This is a genomic window from Sphingomonas sp. GC_Shp_3 (genome assembly GCF_026540945.1).
Taxonomy (GTDB): Bacteria; Pseudomonadota; Alphaproteobacteria; order Sphingomonadales; family Sphingomonadaceae; genus Sphingomonas.
Window position 1 is genome coordinate 170,758 of the sequence record NZ_JALNUT010000004.1, and the last position, 16,638, is coordinate 187,395.

Genomic DNA, 16,638 nt, shown 5'->3' on the forward strand with positions numbered 1-16,638 from the left:
CCGGCAAACGGACCAACCAGGGAGGCTAAGCGATGGCGAACGATCTGATTTTCTACACAAACCCGAGGTCACGCGGGCGGATCGCGCGCTGGATGCTGGAGGAAGTCGGTGCGACCTACGAAACGGTGGTGCTCGATTATGCATCGTCGATGAAAGGGGCGGAGTATCTGACCGTCAACCCGATGGGCAAGGTGCCGGCGATCGTCCACGGCGGCAAGGTCGTGACCGAATGCGCCGCGATCTGCGCCTATCTCGCCGACGCGTTTCCCCACGCCGGGCTGGCGCCGCCGCTGGACGGGCGGGCGGACTATTACCGCTGGCTGTTCTTCGCCGCCGGGCCGGTCGAACAGGCGTTCACCAACAAGTCGATGGGGGTAGCGCCCGACGATCGCCAGCAACGCATGGCTGGCTACGGCTGTTTCGAGCAGACCGTCGACACGCTGGAGGCGGCGGTGACCGGTCGGGACTACGTCGCCGGTGACACGTTCACCGCTGCCGACGTGTATGTCGGCTCGCAGATCGGCTTCATGCTGCAGTTCGGAATGCTGGAGGCTCGACCTGCCTTCGCCGCCTATTCCGAGCGCGTCTACGCACGCGAGGCGTTTAAGCGTGCGTCGGCGCTCGACGACGCGCTTATAGCGGCGGCAGAAGCAACGGCGGCAGGGTGAAACGCACGGCCGCGACCTGCATCGCCTGCGTACCGTGCCGGAAATAGCGGGTTAGCGCAGGCTTGACCCGTTCGGCGGCGGCGTAGGACGGGTGATTGTCGTCCGAATAGGCAAGCGCGCCGGCCAGATCACCATGGCAGAGCGTGGCATCGCATAAAGTGTCGCTCATGCGCAGTACGTGTACGCGCGGGTCCGTCTTCAGGCGGGCGAGGATGGGCGCGTACTCCGCCTGCTCCGCGTCGAAAAGGGCGCGCGGCACGGCCGGGTGGAAAGGGGCGCGACCGAACAAGGTGGCGCGTGCGGCGGCGTCGCCACCGAAGGTCAGCGAATGTGCGGCGGGCAACAAGAACAGGAAGCGGCGGTTGGGATATCGCTTCAGCAGGGCCACGAACCCTGCCTCCACCCCCACCGCGCCGGCAACCCGGGTGTCAGCAGGACCGACGTAGCTGTCGATGCTCACCGCCTGATGCCAATAGGCCGGAATGACGATCGTGCGCACCGCCGGATGGCTGTCGAGCAGCGCGACGGCGAGGCGGTTAAGATAACGGTACTTTGCCTCCTCCCCAACTTTGGCGTAGCCGAGCAGTGGCCGATAGCCGGTGTCGCTGATCTGGTAGCCGGCATGGCCCGCCTCGTCTGCCGCCTCGAACACGCTTTGCGCGAGCGCGTCGGCATGGCTGTCGCCGATCACCAGCAGATCAGGCGTAACGCCGGGCGTGCCGCGTACGCACAGCGTCGCCAGCGTGCGGCGCTTCTGATAGGCGCCGCCGCAGGTGCGGGGCGGGCCCTGATAGGTAGCCTTGTCAGCCATTGCGACGATCACGGGCGAGATCCGCCACGGCAGGCCGTCGCGCGCGAACAGCAGCCCGATCGCGGCGATCCCGCAGGTAAGCGCGGCGGTGGTGGCGAACAGCCATCGCGGCGCGACCGGCGCGATCGGGCGACGAAACGGCCGCTCGACAAAGCGCCATGACAGGGTTGCCATGACGATCGCCAGCGGCAGAATCGCCAGCTTGAGCGATAGGTCGAGATCGAGGAAGACGTAGCGGGCGAACACAATGATCGGCCAGTGCCACAGATACAGCGAATAGCTGATCAGCCCGATGAAACGCGGTGCGGGATGCGACAACAGCCGCCCTACTGTCGTTTGCTGATCCCCCATGCCCGCGTACAGGATCAACACCGCGCCGAGTACCGGCGGAATCGCGCCGAGGCCGGGGAACGGCGTTTGCGCCGTATAAAGAACGATCGGCGCAACGATCAGCAGTAGCCCGGCCAGCGCGGCGACCTCCGCCGTCGTCGCCCTGCGCGGTACGCCCGCGACGCCGAGCGCGAGCAGCGAGCCGGCCAGTAATTCCCACGCGCGGGTCGGCAGCAGATAGAAGGCCGCGACTGGCGTCGCCTGCGTGCCACGGATGCTGAGCGCCAGCGATGCGGCGAAGCACAGCGCGACGGCAAGCTTCATCCACGTGCGGCTGCCGGCCCGCGACGCCACGATCAGCAGCAGCGGAAAGACGATGTAGAATTGCTCCTCGACCGACAGCGACCAGGTGTGGAGCAGCGGCTGAAATTCGCTTTTCAGGCCGAAGTAATCGCCACTGCCGAGCCAGAAGCTGATGTTCGACACATAGACGCTGGTCGCGGCCATGCTCGAACCGTAATCCTTGAGGTCGGCGGGTAGTTGCAGCGCGGCCGCGAACAGCGAGACGATGCAGATCAGCACGAAATAGGCCGGGAAGATGCGGCGGATACGGCGCACGTAGAATTGCGAAATGCTGTAGCTGCCGGCGCGGATGTCTTCGTCCAGGCTCATCGTGATGAGGAAGCCGGATATGACGAAGAAGATGTCGACACCGACATAGCCGCCGGACAGCCCCGCGAACCCGATGTGAAACAGCACCACGGGAGTGACGGCGAGCGCGCGCAGGCCGTCGATGTCGGTCCGATACTGTTTCACGCTGTCCCCCTTCGATCGTGGGGAGTCCGTTCTTCAACGATCGGCGAAGGTCGTCGGAAGGCCCCCGCCTACCGACGACCCCGGGTCGCAGCTGGTGCCTGCGCGCCGTTGTGAAGTCGAACCCGTTCCCGCTAAGTCCGGAGATCTTCGGCCCCGAACAATGCGGGTATTTCACAGAAGGGCATGGCGCAGAACGCAATGCCACCGAAACAGCGCTAATTTTGCGCAGTTTGCGCAGCGGCGCGACGTCAGATCGTTTGTCTAGTGCGCGCCTAGCACCGTAGCGGGAAACAACTCCGCGCGGCAGCGGCTCAATGCCGCCGCCTTCAGAGCGAGATGCGCGCGTTCAGGAAGTCCGGCAGCGGACCGTTCCAGCCCTCATCTGGCCCGTCGTTCGGCTCGCGTCGATCACGATGGGGGGCGCTGCGATCATCACGCGGCGGCCGCGTGTCGCGAGACGCGCGCTCTTCGCGTGCGGGACGGGCATCGCTGGCCGGCCGCTCCTCACGCGCAGGACGTTCAGCGCGCGCAGGACGCTCTTCACGCGCGGGTTGCTTGTCGCGCTCCGCCCGCGGCTGGCGTTCCGCACGCGGTGCGTCCGGCGCGGTTTCGGGCTTCGCCGCCGGCTTCGCTTCGGCCTTTTTCAAAGGTTTGCCGCGCGTCCGCTTGCGCGTGGCACCTTCAGCCGGCGCTTCGTCGGCGGCACCTTCGTAGCGCTCGATCTTCAGGCCGGTGAGTTTCTCGATATTGTCGATGTTCTCGGCGTCTTCGGCGGTCGCGAAGGTAAAGGCGACGCCGGTCGCACCGCCGCGGCCGGTGCGGCCGATGCGGTGGACATAATCGTCCGGATGCCACGGCGCGTCATAGTTGAACACGTGGCTGACACCCTTGATATCGAGCCCGCGCGCGGCGACGTCGGAGGCGACGAGGATCGTGACCTCACCCTTCTTGAAACGCTCCAGTTCGGCGAGCCGCTGCGGCTGCTCCATGTCGCCGTGGATCTCCGACGATTTGAAGCCGGCGCGCTGCAGCGACTTGTTGAGTTCACGCACGGTCGTCTTGCGGTTGGAAAAGATCATCGCGGTGGCGACCTCTTCCATCTCCAACAGCTCGATCAGCTTTTCGCGCTTTTTTGAAGACGATACCGGCACCAGCCACTGGCGGATGTTGATATTGGCGGTGGCGGGGCGCGCGACCTCGATTGTCTTGGGATTGTCGAGGAACTTGTCGGCGAGCTTCTTGATGACCGGCGGCATCGTCGCCGAGAACAGCAGTGTCTGGCGCGCGGGCGGCAGCTTGGTGCAGATTTCCTCGATATCGGGGATGAACCCCATGTCGAGCATCCGGTCGGCCTCGTCGATCACCAGCAGCGAACAGCCGTTGAGCATGATCTTGCCGCGCCCGAACAGGTCCATCAACCGGCCCGGCGTGGCGATCAGCACGTCGACGCCCTTTTCCAGCGCGGCGAGCTGGTCGCCCATCGATACGCCACCGATCAGCAGCGCCATCGAAAGCTTGTGGTTCTTGCCGTATTTCTCGAAATTCTCGGCGACCTGCGCGGCGAGTTCGCGCGTCGGTTCGAGGATCAGCGAGCGCGGCATGCGTGCACGGCTGCGACCTTCGCCAAGGATGTCGATCATCGGCAGCACGAAGGCGGCGGTCTTGCCGGTGCCGGTCTGCGCGATCGCGACGAGATCCTTGCCCATCAGGACGCTGGGGATCGCGCTCGCCTGGATCGGAGTCGGCTCGGTATAACCGGACTCGGTCACCGCGGAGAGAAGTTCGTCGGAAAGGCCGAGATCGGCAAAGGTCATGTAGATTCCGGATTCTTGGCGCAAGACCGCGCGGGCACTCGCAAGTACCGTTAGGGCTTGCGGATTAGCGCGCGAATGTCAAGAAAAACGCGGGTTATCGCTTCTCGACGATCCGTTTGAACGTCTTGATCGCGCAAACACCCCCGGAACGCGAGCGAATCGCGTCGCGCGCCGCACACATCATGCCGTCATCGGGCAGGCGCAGGTACAGATCCGGGTAGAAATCGAGCGCCGGGCAATCGTCGTCAAGATGCGCACGGATCCGCTCGCCTGTTTCCAGCAGCAGGTCGATGCTGCCAGGGCCGGTGATCACCGCGCGCTCAAGCATGGTGAGCGGCACGCATTTCGGCCCCTTCTTCTCTTCCAGTTTGGCCGGCCGCTCGGCGCGTTCGTGTCGCTCGGGTAACATGCGCGGGATGCGGATGACGATGCGCGAGTGAAACGTATATTGCGCCAGCTCGGCCCGGTCGAACGCAGGCGGGCGCGGCTGGTCAACCGCCGTGGCGGGCGCCAGCGCAAGCACGGCGAGAAGGGAAACGACCGAATTCGACATCAACCTGATATGGGTTACCAATGGCGCTTGAACGGACGATGAACTCGCCTGATCCGTGCCGCCGGACCCGCACGTTGCGGAGCGGAAGGCGTGCATGGTAGGCACACAACCCATGAATACAGCACAGTCCGCGCTCGTCGAGGCGGTTCGCGCCACGCTTGGCGAAAAGGCCGTCATCACCAACCGCGACGACATCGCGCCGTGGGAAAACGACTGGCGCGGTCGTTATCATGGGCACGCGCCCGCCATGCTCGCCCCACGCGATACCGCCGGCGTCGCGGCGGTGCTGGCGCTCGCGAACGCGCATGGTGTTCCGCTGGTGCCGCAGGGGGGCAATACCTCGATGGTCGGCGGCGCGACCCCGCCCGCCGACGGTTCCGCGCTGATCCTGTCGTTGCGGCGGCTCAACCGGATCCGCTCGCTGTCCGCGCAGGACAATCTCGCGGTGGCGGAAGCGGGTGTGATCCTCGCCGATCTCCACGATGCGGCGGCACGGGTCGGGCGCCGCTTTCCGCTGACGCTCGGCGCGCGCGGCAGCGCGACGATCGGCGGACTCGCGTCGACCAACGCAGGCGGGACGCAGGTGCTGCGCTTCGGCACCATGCGCGGGCTGATCGCGGGCGTCGAGGCGGTGCTGCCCGATGGCACCGTACATGACGGGCTGGTCGCACTGAAGAAGGACAATCGCGGTTACGATCTCAACCAGCTGCTGATCGGCGCGGAGGGGACGCTCGGCATCATCACCGCCGTCACGCTGCGGCTGGTGCCGGCGGCGGCGGACCGGGCGGTGGCGTGGGTCGGCGTGACGGACCCGGAAGCGGCACTCGCGCTGTTGCGGCGGCTGGAGGCGCAGACCGACACGATCGAGGGGTTCGAGATCATCTCCGGGGATTCGCTGGCGCGCGTGCTGGAGCATATCCCCGCGACGCGATCGCCGCTTGCCGGTCAGCATCCGTGGCACGTCCTGATCGAGGCGACCGTAGCTGATGCGCGCGCGGAAGCACCCGCCGCGCTGCTGGAACGACTGCTCGCGCATGCAATCGCGGCGGGAGACGTGGCGGACGCGGTGATCGCCGCGAACGAGGCGCAAGCCGACGCGTTCTGGCGTATTCGCGACTCGCTGTCCGAAGCGGAGCGGGCGGGCGGGCCGGCGGTGCAGCACGACATTTCGGTGCCGGTGGCAGGGATGCCGCGCTTCATGGTCGATGGCGCGGCTGCTGCCGAGGCGCGTTTTCCGGGCTCGCACGCCACCGCCTTCGGACACCTCGGTGACGGGAACGTGCATTTCCACGTCCGCGCGCCGGCCGGCAGCGATCCCGCGCGCTGGTATGCCGAGGATGCGCCGGTGGTGACCCGCTTCGTCCACGATCTCGTCGTCGCGGCAGGCGGCTCGATTTCGGCGGAGCATGGCATCGGCCAGATGAAGCTGCGTGAACTGGAACGTTTGTCGCCGCCCGCCCGGCTCGCCGCGCAGCGCGCGATCAAGGGCGCACTCGATCCATCGGGCATTATGAACCCCGGCAAGCTCGTCGCGCTTGCGTCCGCCCCGCGCGCGCCATAGAGCCGAACGCCAATCGGCGCGTCCGGACGGCCGGCTTTCTTGGAGATGATTATGGCCAGCGCGCCGCAACAAGCCTCGCTTCCCCTGTTCTACAACGCGCTCGAGCCGCTTTCGAGCGGGGCGCATGCCGCCTTCAAGCTGCGCCAGCTTGATCGCGCGCCGTTCCTCGTCAACCAGCATGCCATTCCGGTCACGGTCGACGAGTTCGTTCACGTCCAGCGGTCGATGCCGATCGTCTTCACCGCCGGCGACGACGCGGTGCCGATCGCGCTGATGGGCCTGAACGAAGGCGTCAACGTCTTCATCGACGACGAGGGCAAGCTCGACGACGCGTCGGTCTACGTGCCCGCGTACGTACGCCGTTATCCGTTCATGCTCGCGCGGCTGACGCCGGACGCACAGGAACTGTCGCTCTGCTTCGACCCCACCGCCGACGTGATCGGCGCGTTCGATGAGGGTGACGCGCTGTTCGAGGACGGCAAGCCCGCGCCGATCGTGCAGAACATCCTCCAGTTCAACGAGATGTTCGAGGAAGCCGGCGCCCGTACGCAGAACTTCATGCGGGAAGTGCGTGAGATGGGCCTGCTGATGGAGGGCGAAATCTCGATCCAACCCGAGGGCGCGCCGCAGCCGTTCGTCTATCGCGGCTTCCAGATGGTCAATGAGGAAAAGCTCAACGAACTGCGCGGCGACCAACTGCGCAAGATCCAGAAGAACGGCATGCTGCCGCTGCTGCACGCGCACCTGTTCTCGTTGCAGCTCATGCCGCAGCTGTTCGATCGACAGAACCGCGCGGGCAAGGTGCCGCTGCCGCAGCTTCAGAGCTGATTATCGCAGGGCGGATGGTAACACGTCCGCCCGCTCTCACGCCGCATGTGTGGCGAAGGGGTCAGGTGCGGGAACAGGCGTACTTTTACAGGCACGCCTCCAGATACGCCTGATCGAAGCCGAACTGCCGCGCCTTCTCCAGCGTGTACGGCCGCAACCCCATCGAGCGATATTCGCCGATGATCTTGCCCTCGGCGCTCTCGTCGAGATACTCGAACTTGAACAGTTCCTGCGTGACGATTACCGGGCCTTCCATGCCGATCACTTCGGTGATGTTGGTCACGCGGCGTGATCCGTCGCGCAGACGCTTGACCTGGACGATCATGTCGACCGAATCGGCGATCTGACGGCTGATTGCCTCCTTTGGCATCTTGATGTCGCCCATCATCACCATGTTCTCCATACGCCCAAGGCACTCGCGCGGCGAGTTGGAGTGGAGCGTACACATCGAGCCGTCGTGGCCGGTGTTCATCGCGGCGAGCAGATCGAAACACTCGCTGCCACGAATTTCGCCGAGGATGATGCGATCCGGGCGCATACGCAGTGAGTTTTTGACGAGGTCGCGAATGCTGATCTCGCCCTGACCTTCCAAATTGGCGGGACGGGTTTCGAGCGGCAGCCAGTGCGGCTGTTGCAGGCGAAGTTCGGCGGCGTCCTCAATGGTCAGCACGCGCTCGCCCGGGTCGATCATCTTCGACAGCGCGTTGAGCATCGTCGTCTTGCCCGAACCGGTACCGCCCGAAATGACGACGTTGAAGCGGCACGCCCCGGCGATCTTCAGCGCCGTCGCCATCTTGACGCTCATCGAGCCGAAGCCCGCCATCATGTCGAGCGTGATCGGCTTGTCGGAGAACTTACGAATCGAGATCGCGGTACCGCGCAGCGACAGCGGCGGCACGATCACGTTGACGCGCGAACCGTCCTTGAGGCGGGCGTCGGCGAGCGGCGTGGTCTGGTCGACTCGGCGGCCGACCGAGTTGCAGATCCGCTGCGCAATCTGGAACAGATGCTCCTCGTCGCGGAACTGGATCTGCGCAAGTTCGAGCTTGCCCTTGCGCTCGACAAAGGTCTGGTTGGGGCCATTGACCATGATGTCGGTGATGTTCGGATCGCTGAGCAGTTCCTCGAGCGGCCCGAGGCCGAGCAGCTCGTCGACCAGCACCTTCTCGAGCGCGAACTGCTCGCGGCGGTTGAGGGTGAACTTCAGCTCGGCGAGCACTTCGCCGATGATCGGACGAAATTCCTCGGCAAGCTCGTCCTTGTTGAGCGTGGCCGCCGCTTCCGGATCGACGCGTTCGAGCAGGCGCGGCAACACCTGTTCCTTAATCCTGTGGATCGATGCCTCGAACCCCTCGACGCGGCTGTTGCCAGCCTCTCCCGACGCCGCCTGCCGCTCGGCGAGGCGGGTCATCGCGTCCTGCGGGCCGTCCGGCATGCCACCGAGCATGCCTTCGATTTCACCGGGCATCGGCAGGTCGTTCAGCGGCGGGAACTGCTCGGACGCGACATCGGCGTCCGTGGCGGGGCGGGCGCTACCACCCTGCATCGGCCGCGCAACGCCGAAGGCGGGGCGGTTGCCGGGTCCAGTGGCACCGGGGCGACGGCCAAATGCACTCATTCTACGCTGTCCTTCATCTCGACGAGACTGCGTAGCGGAGAAGTTTTGAGATTTACCTAATTGCCGCGAAAGGATTCTGTGCGGTTCGCGCTGCCACATCGCCAACGCGATTGGCGGCGGCGGGCTGGGCGCCCGCCTTGGCTCAGCCGACCTGTTCGACGAGGACGATCAGTCCGCTCGCGTTCACCTCGGCGAAACCGCCAAGGATCGGCAGAGTCTCTGGCTCGCCGCTACCCGTGCGGTAGATTTGCAACGCACCGTCACGGATCGTCGACATCACCGGCGCATGGCCTTCGAGCACACCGAAGTCGCCCTCGGTGCCAGGCACGACGACCATATAGACCTCCTCCGAGCGGACGAGCTTCTCAGGCGTGACGAGTTCGAAGTGCAGCATGTTTCGGTTCCTTTAGCCCCTCCGTGTCCAGGAGGGGGCGGGGCGGGGCGTGTCTCGCGCCCGTCGCCCCACCAAACCTCGCCCGGAACGGGCGAGGCGATCAGAGGCTTACGCCTCTTGTGCCATCTTCTCGGCCTTGGCGATCGCTTCGTCGATGCCGCCGACCATGTAGAAGGCGCTCTCGGGCAGGTGATCGTATTCGCCCTCGACCACGGCCTTAAACGACTTCACCGTGTCCTCGATCGCCACGAACTTGCCGGGGATGCCGGTGAAGACCTCCGCGACGTGGAACGGCTGGCTCAGGAAACGCTGGATCTTCCGCGCACGCGACACGGTCAGCTTATCCTCTTCGGACAGCTCGTCCATGCCGAGGATGGCGATGATGTCCTGAAGCGACTTGTACTTCTGAAGCGTGGACTGCACCGCACGCGCGGTCTCGTAATGCTCCTGGCCGACGACGCGCGGTTCGAGCACGCGCGACGTGGAGTCGAGCGGATCGACCGCCGGGTAGATGCCCAGTTCCGAGATCGCGCGGTTGAGCACGGTGGTCGCATCCAAGTGCGCGAACGACGTCGCCGGTGCCGGATCGGTCAAATCGTCGGCCGGAACGTACACCGCCTGCACCGAGGTGATCGACCCCTTGTTGGTCGAGGTGATGCGCTCCTGGAGCGCGCCCATGTCAGTCGACAGCGTCGGCTGATAGCCCACTGCCGACGGAATGCGGCCGAGCAGCGCCGACACTTCCGCGCCCGCCTGCGTGAAGCGGAAGATGTTGTCGACGAAGAACAAAACGTCCTGGCCTTCGACATCGCGGAAATATTCGGCGATGGTCAGGCCCGATAGCGCGACGCGGGCGCGCGCGCCGGGCGGCTCGTTCATCTGGCCGTACACCAGCGCGACCTTGGAGCCTTCCGAGGTGGCGTTGCCGTCGGCGTCCTTGGCGATCACGTTGGCGTCGAGAAACTCGTGATAGAGATCGTTGCCCTCGCGGGTACGCTCACCAACACCGGCGAACACTGAGGTGCCGCCATGGCCCTTGGCGATGTTGTTGATGAGTTCCTGGATCAGCACGGTCTTGCCGACGCCGGCGCCGCCGAACAGGCCGATCTTGCCGCCCTTCGCATACGGCGCGAGCAGATCGATCACCTTGATGCCGGTGACGAGGATCGCGCTCTCGGTCGACTGATCGACGAACAGCGGCGCCTTGGCGTGGATCGGGGCGGTCTCGGTGTTACCAATGGGCCCGCGCTCGTCGATCGGCTCGCCGATGACGTTCATGATGCGGCCGAGCGTCTTGGGACCGACCGGCATGCGGATCTGCGCGCCGGTGTCGGTCACGGTCTGGCCGCGCATCAGGCCCTCGGTCGCGTCCATCGCGATCGTGCGGACGGTGTTTTCGCCGAGATGCTGCGCGACTTCCAGCACCAGCCGGTTGCCGTTGTTGCTCGTCTCCAGCGCGTTCAGGATCGCGGGCAGATTGCCTTCGTCGAACGTCACGTCGACGACCGCGCCGATCACTTGGCTGATGCGGCCTACGTTGTTGGTGGTCGCTACCGGAGCGATCGTGTCGGGGGCGGTTGCCATTGCTCGTCCTACCTTCTTGCGATTCTTACAGCGCTTCCGCGCCGGAAATGATTTCGACCAGTTCGGTCGTGATCGCGGCCTGTCGGGCGCGATTATACTGGATGCTAAGCCGCTTTATCATGTCGCCGGCATTGCGCGTGGCATTTTCCATCGCGGTCATGCGGCTGCCCTGTTCGGACGCGGCATTCTCCAGCAGCGCGCCGAAGATCTGAATCGCGATGTTGCGCGGCAGCAGATCGGCGAGGATCGATTCCTCATCGGGCTCGTACTCGACCGCGGCACCGCCGTCGTCCGGCGCGGCCGTATCGTTGGCGGGAAGCGCCACCGGGATGATCTGGCGGCCGATCGGATCCTGCACCAGCGCCGACTGGAAGCGGGCGTAGAACAGGTGCGCGACGTCGAATTCGCCAGCCTCGTAACGAGCGATCACGTCCTCGGCGATCGTCTTCGCATCGGCGAAGGCGACCGTCTTGATGTGGCTCATCTCGTGATCGACCACGATCTGCGTCGGGTAGAACCGCTTGATGACGCGGCCTTTCTTGCCGGCGACGTAGATCTTGACGGTCTTGCCCGCCTTCTCCAGCTCCTCGGCCTTACGCCGTGCGGCGCGGACGATGTTCGAATTGAACGCACCGGCAAGACCGCGCTCGGAGGTCGCCACGATCAGCAGGTGAACCTGATCGCTACCGGTACCGGCGAGCAGCTTGGGGCCGCTCTCGCCCGCCGTCACCTTGGAGGCGAGGCTTGCCATCACCTTTTCCAGGCGGCTGGCATACGGACGTGCGGCGATCGCCGCTTCCTGCGCGCGGCGCAGTTTGGCGGCGGCGACCATCTTCATCGCCTTGGTGATCTTCTGCGTCGACTTCACCGAGCCGATGCGGATCTTGAGGGCCTTTAAGCTCGCCATCTCGTTCCCTTTGTACCCCCGCGCGGGCGGGGGCACATATCAATTACGCAAAGGTCTTGGCGAACGCTTCGAGCGCGGACTTCAGCCCGGCCTTGGCTTCGTCGCCGAGATCCTTGGTGTCGCGGATCTTGGTCAGCACATCCGCGTGGTTGGCACGCAGATCGGCGAGCATCGCCGCTTCGTAGCGGACCACGTCGCCAACCGGCACCGTGTCGAGGAAGCCCTGCGTGCCGGCGAAGATCGACGCGGTCTGCTCCTCGAACGGCAGCGGCGAGAACTGCGGCTGCTTGAGCAGCTCGGTCAGGCGCGCGCCACGGTTGAGCAGCTTCTGCGTCGATGCGTCGAGATCCGAGCCGAACTGCGCGAACGCCGCCATCTCGCGGTACTGCGCGAGCTCCAGCTTGATCGAGCCCGACACTTTCTTCATCGCCTTGGTCTGCGCGGCCGAGCCGACGCGGCTGACCGACAGGCCAACGTTGATCGCCGGGCGGATGCCGGCGAAGAACAGATCGGTTTCGAGGAAGATCTGGCCGTCGGTGATCGAGATCACGTTGGTCGGGATGTAGGCCGACACGTCGCCCGCCTGCGTCTCGATGATCGGCAGCGCGGTGAGCGAGCCCGAGCCGTTGTCCTTGTTCATCTTCGCGGCGCGCTCGAGCAGGCGGCTGTGGAGATAGAACACGTCGCCGGGATAGGCTTCGCGGCCCGGCGGGCGGCGCAGCAGCAGCGACATCTGACGGTAGGCGACGGCCTGCTTGGAAAGATCGTCGAACACGATCAGCGCGTGCATGCCGTTGTCACGGAAATACTCGCCCATCGCAGTGCCGGTGTACGGCGCGAGGAACTGAAGCGGGGCGGGGTCCGACGCGGTCGCTGCGACCACGATGGAATAACCCATCGCGCCATTCTCGGTCAGCGTGCGGACGAGCTGCGCGACGGTCGAGCGCTTCTGGCCGATCGCGACGTAGATGCAATACAGCTTCTTGCTCTCGTCATCACCGGCGTTGGCGGTCTTCTGGTTGATGAACGTGTCGATCGCGACGGCGGACTTGCCGGTCTGACGGTCGCCGATGATGAGCTCGCGCTGGCCACGGCCGACCGGGACGAGTGCGTCGATCGCCTTTAGGCCGGTCTGCACCGGCTCGTGCACCGAGGTGCGCGGGATGATGCCGGGCGCCTTGACCTCGACGCGGCTGCGCTGGTCCGAAACGATCGGCCCTTTGCCGTCGATCGGGTTGCCGAGGCCGTCGACGACGCGGCCGAGCAGGCCCTTGCCGATCGGCACGTCGACGATCGTGCCGGTGCGCTTGACGACATCGCCTTCCTTGATCTCGGCGTCCGAGCCAAAGATCACGACGCCGACGTTGTCGGCCTCGAGGTTGAGCGCCATGCCCTGCACGCCGTTCGAGAATTCCACCATCTCGCCGGCCTGGACGTTGTCGAGCCCGTGGATGCGCGCGATGCCGTCGCCGACCGACAGCACCTGGCCCGTTTCGGAGACTTCGGCCTCGGTACCGAAGCTGGAGATCTGGTCTTTGATGACCTTCGAGATTTCTGCGGCGCGGATATCCATTGTCAGCCTTTCATCGCGTGCGCGAGTGAGTTCAGTCGGGTCTTGATCGACGAATCGATCATCTGGCTGCCGATCTTAACGACCAGCCCGCCAAGGAGCGAGGGATCGACCGAAAGGTCGACGGCAACCTCGCGCCCGATACGGGTGCGAAGCTGCTGCTTGAGAGCGTCGACCTGCTCGGCGTCGAGCGGGTGCGCGGAGGTGACTTCTGCCGTGGTCTCGCCACGGAAGTTGGCGGCGAGGTCGCGGAACGCGCGCATGACGGCGGGAAGCTGCGACAGGCGGCGGTTTTCGGCCAGCACGCCGAGGAAGTTCTTGGTCGTCGCATCCACGCCCATCACGTCGGCGGTGGCGGCTACCGCGGCGGCGGCTTGCTTGCGCGACACCAGCGGGCTCTGCGTCAGGCGGCGGAAATCGTCCGACTGGTCGAGCGTCGCACGCACGGTCGCGAGGCTCGCCTCGACCGTGTCGATCGACTTGGTTTCGCGGGCCAGCGCGAACAAAGCGGTCGCATAGCGTCCGCTTAAGCTGGCTTGAATACCGCCGGATGTCTCCACGCGATCAGGTTCCTCGAATTGGGCGTACAGAAATTGGCCCCATGCCCGAACAGGGTGTTCACCGCGCCTTCATATGGGTTGCGGGCGGTTAGCATCGGGTTCGGCAATGCGCAAGCCGCGCGGGGTGTTCAAGTTGTGGCGACAGTCACGGGGCGATCAACCAGGGTTGCGGTGCGCGGGCCGATGAACTCAGCGGCCGAGCGCCGGTGGTGGCGCGGCCAGCACGGCGGCGGTGTAGTTCTCGATTACATAAGCGAACGGCGCGCCGTCGGGCAGCACCAGCACCGCCCGGTTCTCGATCACCCGGGACGGGATGGTGAGGTTTTGCGCGACCTGCGTTCTGTTAGCGGTCCCATCACCTATAGTGCTCCAGTCCTCGCCAAGCGGCGACCACAGCAGTCGTGAGGCGAGCGTGGTGCGGCGGAACCCGAGCGGCCGTACGACTCGCCCGAACGACGTGTCGGTGTTGTCGAGTGCGCGGTTCATCTCGGCGGTGAGGCGCGCGGGAACGTACCAGTTCTCCGCAATCGACATCACGCGCTCGCCGCAGCGCAGGTGGACGAGGCGGTAGTTGAGCGGCGTGTCGGCGGATACGTGCAGGCTTGCGCGGACATCGGCTGGGGCGTCGTGGTTGGCGCCGAATTGACGGTCGGCGACAATCTTGGTGCCGGGCGGGGCGAGATGGTGGCGCGCGCACCAATCGTCGAGCACCAGCGTCGCGCTGTCCTGCGTGACGAGGGCGAGTTCGAGCGACTGCAGCATCGCCAGCGCCTCCAGACGCGCGACGGGCGTGTCCGGCCATGCGGGGGCGACGATTGGCGGGGGCGGGGGCGGGAGCATGTCGGTTGGGTAGCGGGGATGCGGCGGCGGCGAAAGTCTCGTCCTTCGGGCTGGCGCATGGGCGCGTTTGGACGCAAGTCTCGGGATGTGGCGCGCACGCGTTCCCGCTATAGCCGTGCCATGAGCGATACCGATCCGATCGACGCCGACGCCGCATGGGACGCCTTTGATACACGCGACCGCCGCCGTGACGGACGCTTCGTGGTCGCGGTCCACACCACCGGCATTTATTGCAAGCCGAGTTGCCCGGCGCGGCGACCCAAGCGCGAGAACGTCGCCTTCTATCACGATGGCGCGGCCGCACGGGTGGCAGGCTACCGTGCATGCCTGCGCTGCAAGCCCGATGATGCCGCGCGTGACCAGATCGCCGTGGTGCGCGCGGTGGCGCTGCTGGCGGGCGAGGATGCGCCCGGCCTCGACGCGCTTGCCGCCGAGGTCGGCTACGCGCCGCACCATTTCCACCGCCTGTTCAAACGCGCGACCGGCGTGACCCCCGCTGCCTATGCACGCGGGTTGCGGGCCGGGCGCGCGACACAGGCGCTTAGCCAGGAGGATAGCGTGACCCACGCCATTTACGAGGCCGGTTATTCCGCGCCGAGCCGGTTCTACGAACAGGATGCCAAGCGGCTCGGCATGAGCCCGAGCGTCTGGCGCAAGGGCGGTGCGGGCGCGGTAATCCGCTGGACGATCGCGACTACCACCCTCGGGCCGATGCTGATCGCCGCGACCGACAAGGGCCTGTGCCGCGTCACTTTCGAGGAAGGTGAGGCCGATTTGCGCGCACGCTTTCCACAGGCCGAGATCGTCGCCGGTGACGCGGCGCTGGTCGAACTTGCCGAGCAGGTGGTGGCGCTGGTCGAAACCCCGGGCCGCGACCTCGATCTGCCGCTCGACGTGCAGGGTACCGCATTTCAGGAGGCGGTGTGGCAGGCGCTGCGCGATATCCCGCCGGGTGAGACACGCAGCTACCGCGAGCTAGCCGCTGCCGCCGGCAACCCGCGCGCAGTACGCGCGGCAGGCACGGCGTGCGGCGCCAACCCGGTGTCGATCGTCACGCCGTGCCACCGCGCGCAACGCGCCGACGGGTCGATGGCAGGCTATGCCTGGGGGATCGACCGCAAGATCGCGCTGCGCAAGCGCGAAGCGTGAGCGCTTTCGGCGTAGGCGTGTGGCTCAGAGTCCGAGGTCGCTGAGACCGGGGTGATCGTCGGGGCGGCGACCTTGCGGCCAGTGGTATAGCCGCTCGTCCTCGCGGATCGGCATGTCGTTGATGCTGGCGACACGACGCCGCATCAGCCCACGCGCGTCGAACTCCCAGAGTTCGTTGCCGTAGGATCGGAACCAGCTGCCGCCGTGATCATGCCATTCGTAGGCGAAGCGCACCGCGATGCGGTTCTCGCGGAAATCCCACAGTTCCTTGATGAGCCGGTACTCAAGTTCGCGCGCCCATTTGCGGGTCAGAAAGGCGACGATCGCCTCGCGCCCCTGCACGAAATCGGTGCGGTTCCGCCAGCGGCTGTCTGGCGTGTAGGCAAGCGACACGCGTTCGGGATCGCGCGTGTTCCATGCGTCCTCGGCCATGCGCACTTTGCGCGCGGCGTCCTCGGGCGTCGCGAAGGGCGGCAGCGGCGGGCGTTCGGCTTCCATACGGGCGATCCTTTCGTTGCCGTCGTCGTAGCGGCGCGTCGCCCGTCGCGCCATGGTCTCCAGACGCACAAAACCCGCTCGCTTGCCGCGAACGGGTCTTGCACGCGGTTGCAAACCCGCGCCCCGTCAGGAGCGCG

Annotated in this window: 15 protein-coding genes; 4 read left to right on the plus strand and 11 right to left on the minus strand. The window is 65.8% G+C overall.

The features are described 5' to 3' along the window. The first annotated feature begins 32 nt into the window (after positions 1–32). A complete protein-coding gene (locus OXR00_RS11395) occupies positions 33–668 on the plus strand; it encodes a glutathione S-transferase family protein (protein WP_267388339.1) in 636 nt (211 codons plus the stop codon). Here the strand turns inward: OXR00_RS11395 and OXR00_RS19795 are convergent. The 3 genes from OXR00_RS19795 to OXR00_RS11410 form a co-directional block, all read right to left on the minus strand. After that, the gene (locus OXR00_RS19795; RefSeq protein WP_267388340.1) at positions 634–2,625 is read right to left on the minus strand and encodes an acyltransferase family protein; all 1,992 of its coding nucleotides are present in this window, start codon (positions 2,623–2,625) and stop codon (positions 634–636) included. The genes OXR00_RS11395 and OXR00_RS19795 overlap by 35 nt on opposite strands. A 326-nt stretch (positions 2,626–2,951) precedes the next feature. Continuing rightward, positions 2,952–4,439 carry a DEAD/DEAH box helicase gene (locus OXR00_RS11405; protein ID WP_267388341.1) on the minus strand — a complete coding sequence of 496 codons (1,488 nt, stop codon included), beginning with the start codon at positions 4,437–4,439 and terminating at the stop codon, positions 2,952–2,954. Positions 4,440–4,533: 94 nt separating this feature from the next. Further along, on the minus strand, positions 4,534–5,148 hold the full coding sequence (locus tag OXR00_RS11410) for a hypothetical protein (RefSeq protein WP_267388342.1): 615 nt from the start codon (positions 5,146–5,148) through the stop codon (positions 4,534–4,536). Here OXR00_RS11410 and OXR00_RS11415 point away from each other — a divergent pair. Together OXR00_RS11415 and OXR00_RS11420 are read left to right on the plus strand one after the other, a co-directional pair. After that, positions 5,105–6,553 (plus strand): FAD-binding oxidoreductase, encoded by a 1,449-nt coding sequence (locus OXR00_RS11415; protein WP_267388343.1) that lies wholly within the window; start codon positions 5,105–5,107, stop codon positions 6,551–6,553. The two genes, OXR00_RS11410 and OXR00_RS11415, sit on opposite strands and share 44 nt — an antisense overlap. 51 nt (positions 6,554–6,604) lie before the next feature. Further along, positions 6,605–7,381 (plus strand): SapC family protein, encoded by a 777-nt coding sequence (locus OXR00_RS11420; protein WP_267388344.1) that lies wholly within the window; start codon positions 6,605–6,607, stop codon positions 7,379–7,381. Between the two features lie 85 nt (positions 7,382–7,466). On the opposite strand, the gene OXR00_RS11425 is transcribed toward OXR00_RS11420, so the two are convergent. From OXR00_RS11425 to OXR00_RS11455, 7 genes are all read right to left on the minus strand, one after another. After that, positions 7,467–8,999: a CpaF family protein gene (locus tag OXR00_RS11425; protein ID WP_267388345.1), complete on the minus strand. Its 1,533-nt coding sequence runs from the start codon at positions 8,997–8,999 to the stop codon at positions 7,467–7,469. A gap of 142 nt (positions 9,000–9,141) precedes the next feature. Continuing rightward, entirely contained in the window at positions 9,142–9,393 is a 252-nt protein-coding gene (locus OXR00_RS11430; RefSeq protein ID WP_267388346.1) for an ATP synthase F1 subunit epsilon, read from the minus strand. A 108-nt stretch (positions 9,394–9,501) separates the two neighbouring features. Beyond that, positions 9,502–10,956: a F0F1 ATP synthase subunit beta gene (atpD, locus tag OXR00_RS11435; protein ID WP_242151195.1), complete on the minus strand. Its 1,455-nt coding sequence runs from the start codon at positions 10,954–10,956 to the stop codon at positions 9,502–9,504. 46 nt (positions 10,957–11,002) lie between these two features. Then, positions 11,003–11,884: a F0F1 ATP synthase subunit gamma gene (locus tag OXR00_RS11440; RefSeq protein WP_242150631.1), complete on the minus strand. Its 882-nt coding sequence runs from the start codon at positions 11,882–11,884 to the stop codon at positions 11,003–11,005. A 43-nt stretch (positions 11,885–11,927) separates the two neighbouring features. Then, positions 11,928–13,457 (minus strand): F0F1 ATP synthase subunit alpha, encoded by a 1,530-nt coding sequence (atpA, locus tag OXR00_RS11445; protein ID WP_267388347.1) that lies wholly within the window; start codon positions 13,455–13,457, stop codon positions 11,928–11,930. Between the two features lie 2 nt (positions 13,458–13,459). Next, on the minus strand, positions 13,460–14,014 hold the full coding sequence (locus OXR00_RS11450) for a F0F1 ATP synthase subunit delta (protein ID WP_267388348.1): 555 nt from the start codon (positions 14,012–14,014) through the stop codon (positions 13,460–13,462). 189 nt (positions 14,015–14,203) lie between these two features. Further along, the gene (locus tag OXR00_RS11455) at positions 14,204–14,854 is read right to left on the minus strand and encodes a hypothetical protein (RefSeq protein WP_267388349.1); all 651 of its coding nucleotides are present in this window, start codon (positions 14,852–14,854) and stop codon (positions 14,204–14,206) included. A 120-nt stretch (positions 14,855–14,974) separates the two neighbouring features. On the opposite strand from OXR00_RS11455, the gene ada reads away from it, so the two are divergent. Continuing rightward, positions 14,975–16,003, plus strand: coding sequence for a bifunctional DNA-binding transcriptional regulator/O6-methylguanine-DNA methyltransferase Ada (gene ada / locus OXR00_RS11460; RefSeq protein ID WP_267388350.1), 1,029 nt, complete (start codon positions 14,975–14,977; stop codon positions 16,001–16,003). A gap of 24 nt (positions 16,004–16,027) precedes the next feature. Here ada and OXR00_RS11465 read toward each other — a convergent pair whose 3' ends face one another. Then, positions 16,028–16,501, minus strand: a complete 474-nt coding sequence (locus tag OXR00_RS11465; protein ID WP_267388388.1) for a nuclear transport factor 2 family protein — start codon at positions 16,499–16,501, stop codon at positions 16,028–16,030. Positions 16,502–16,638: the final 137 nt, after the last annotated feature.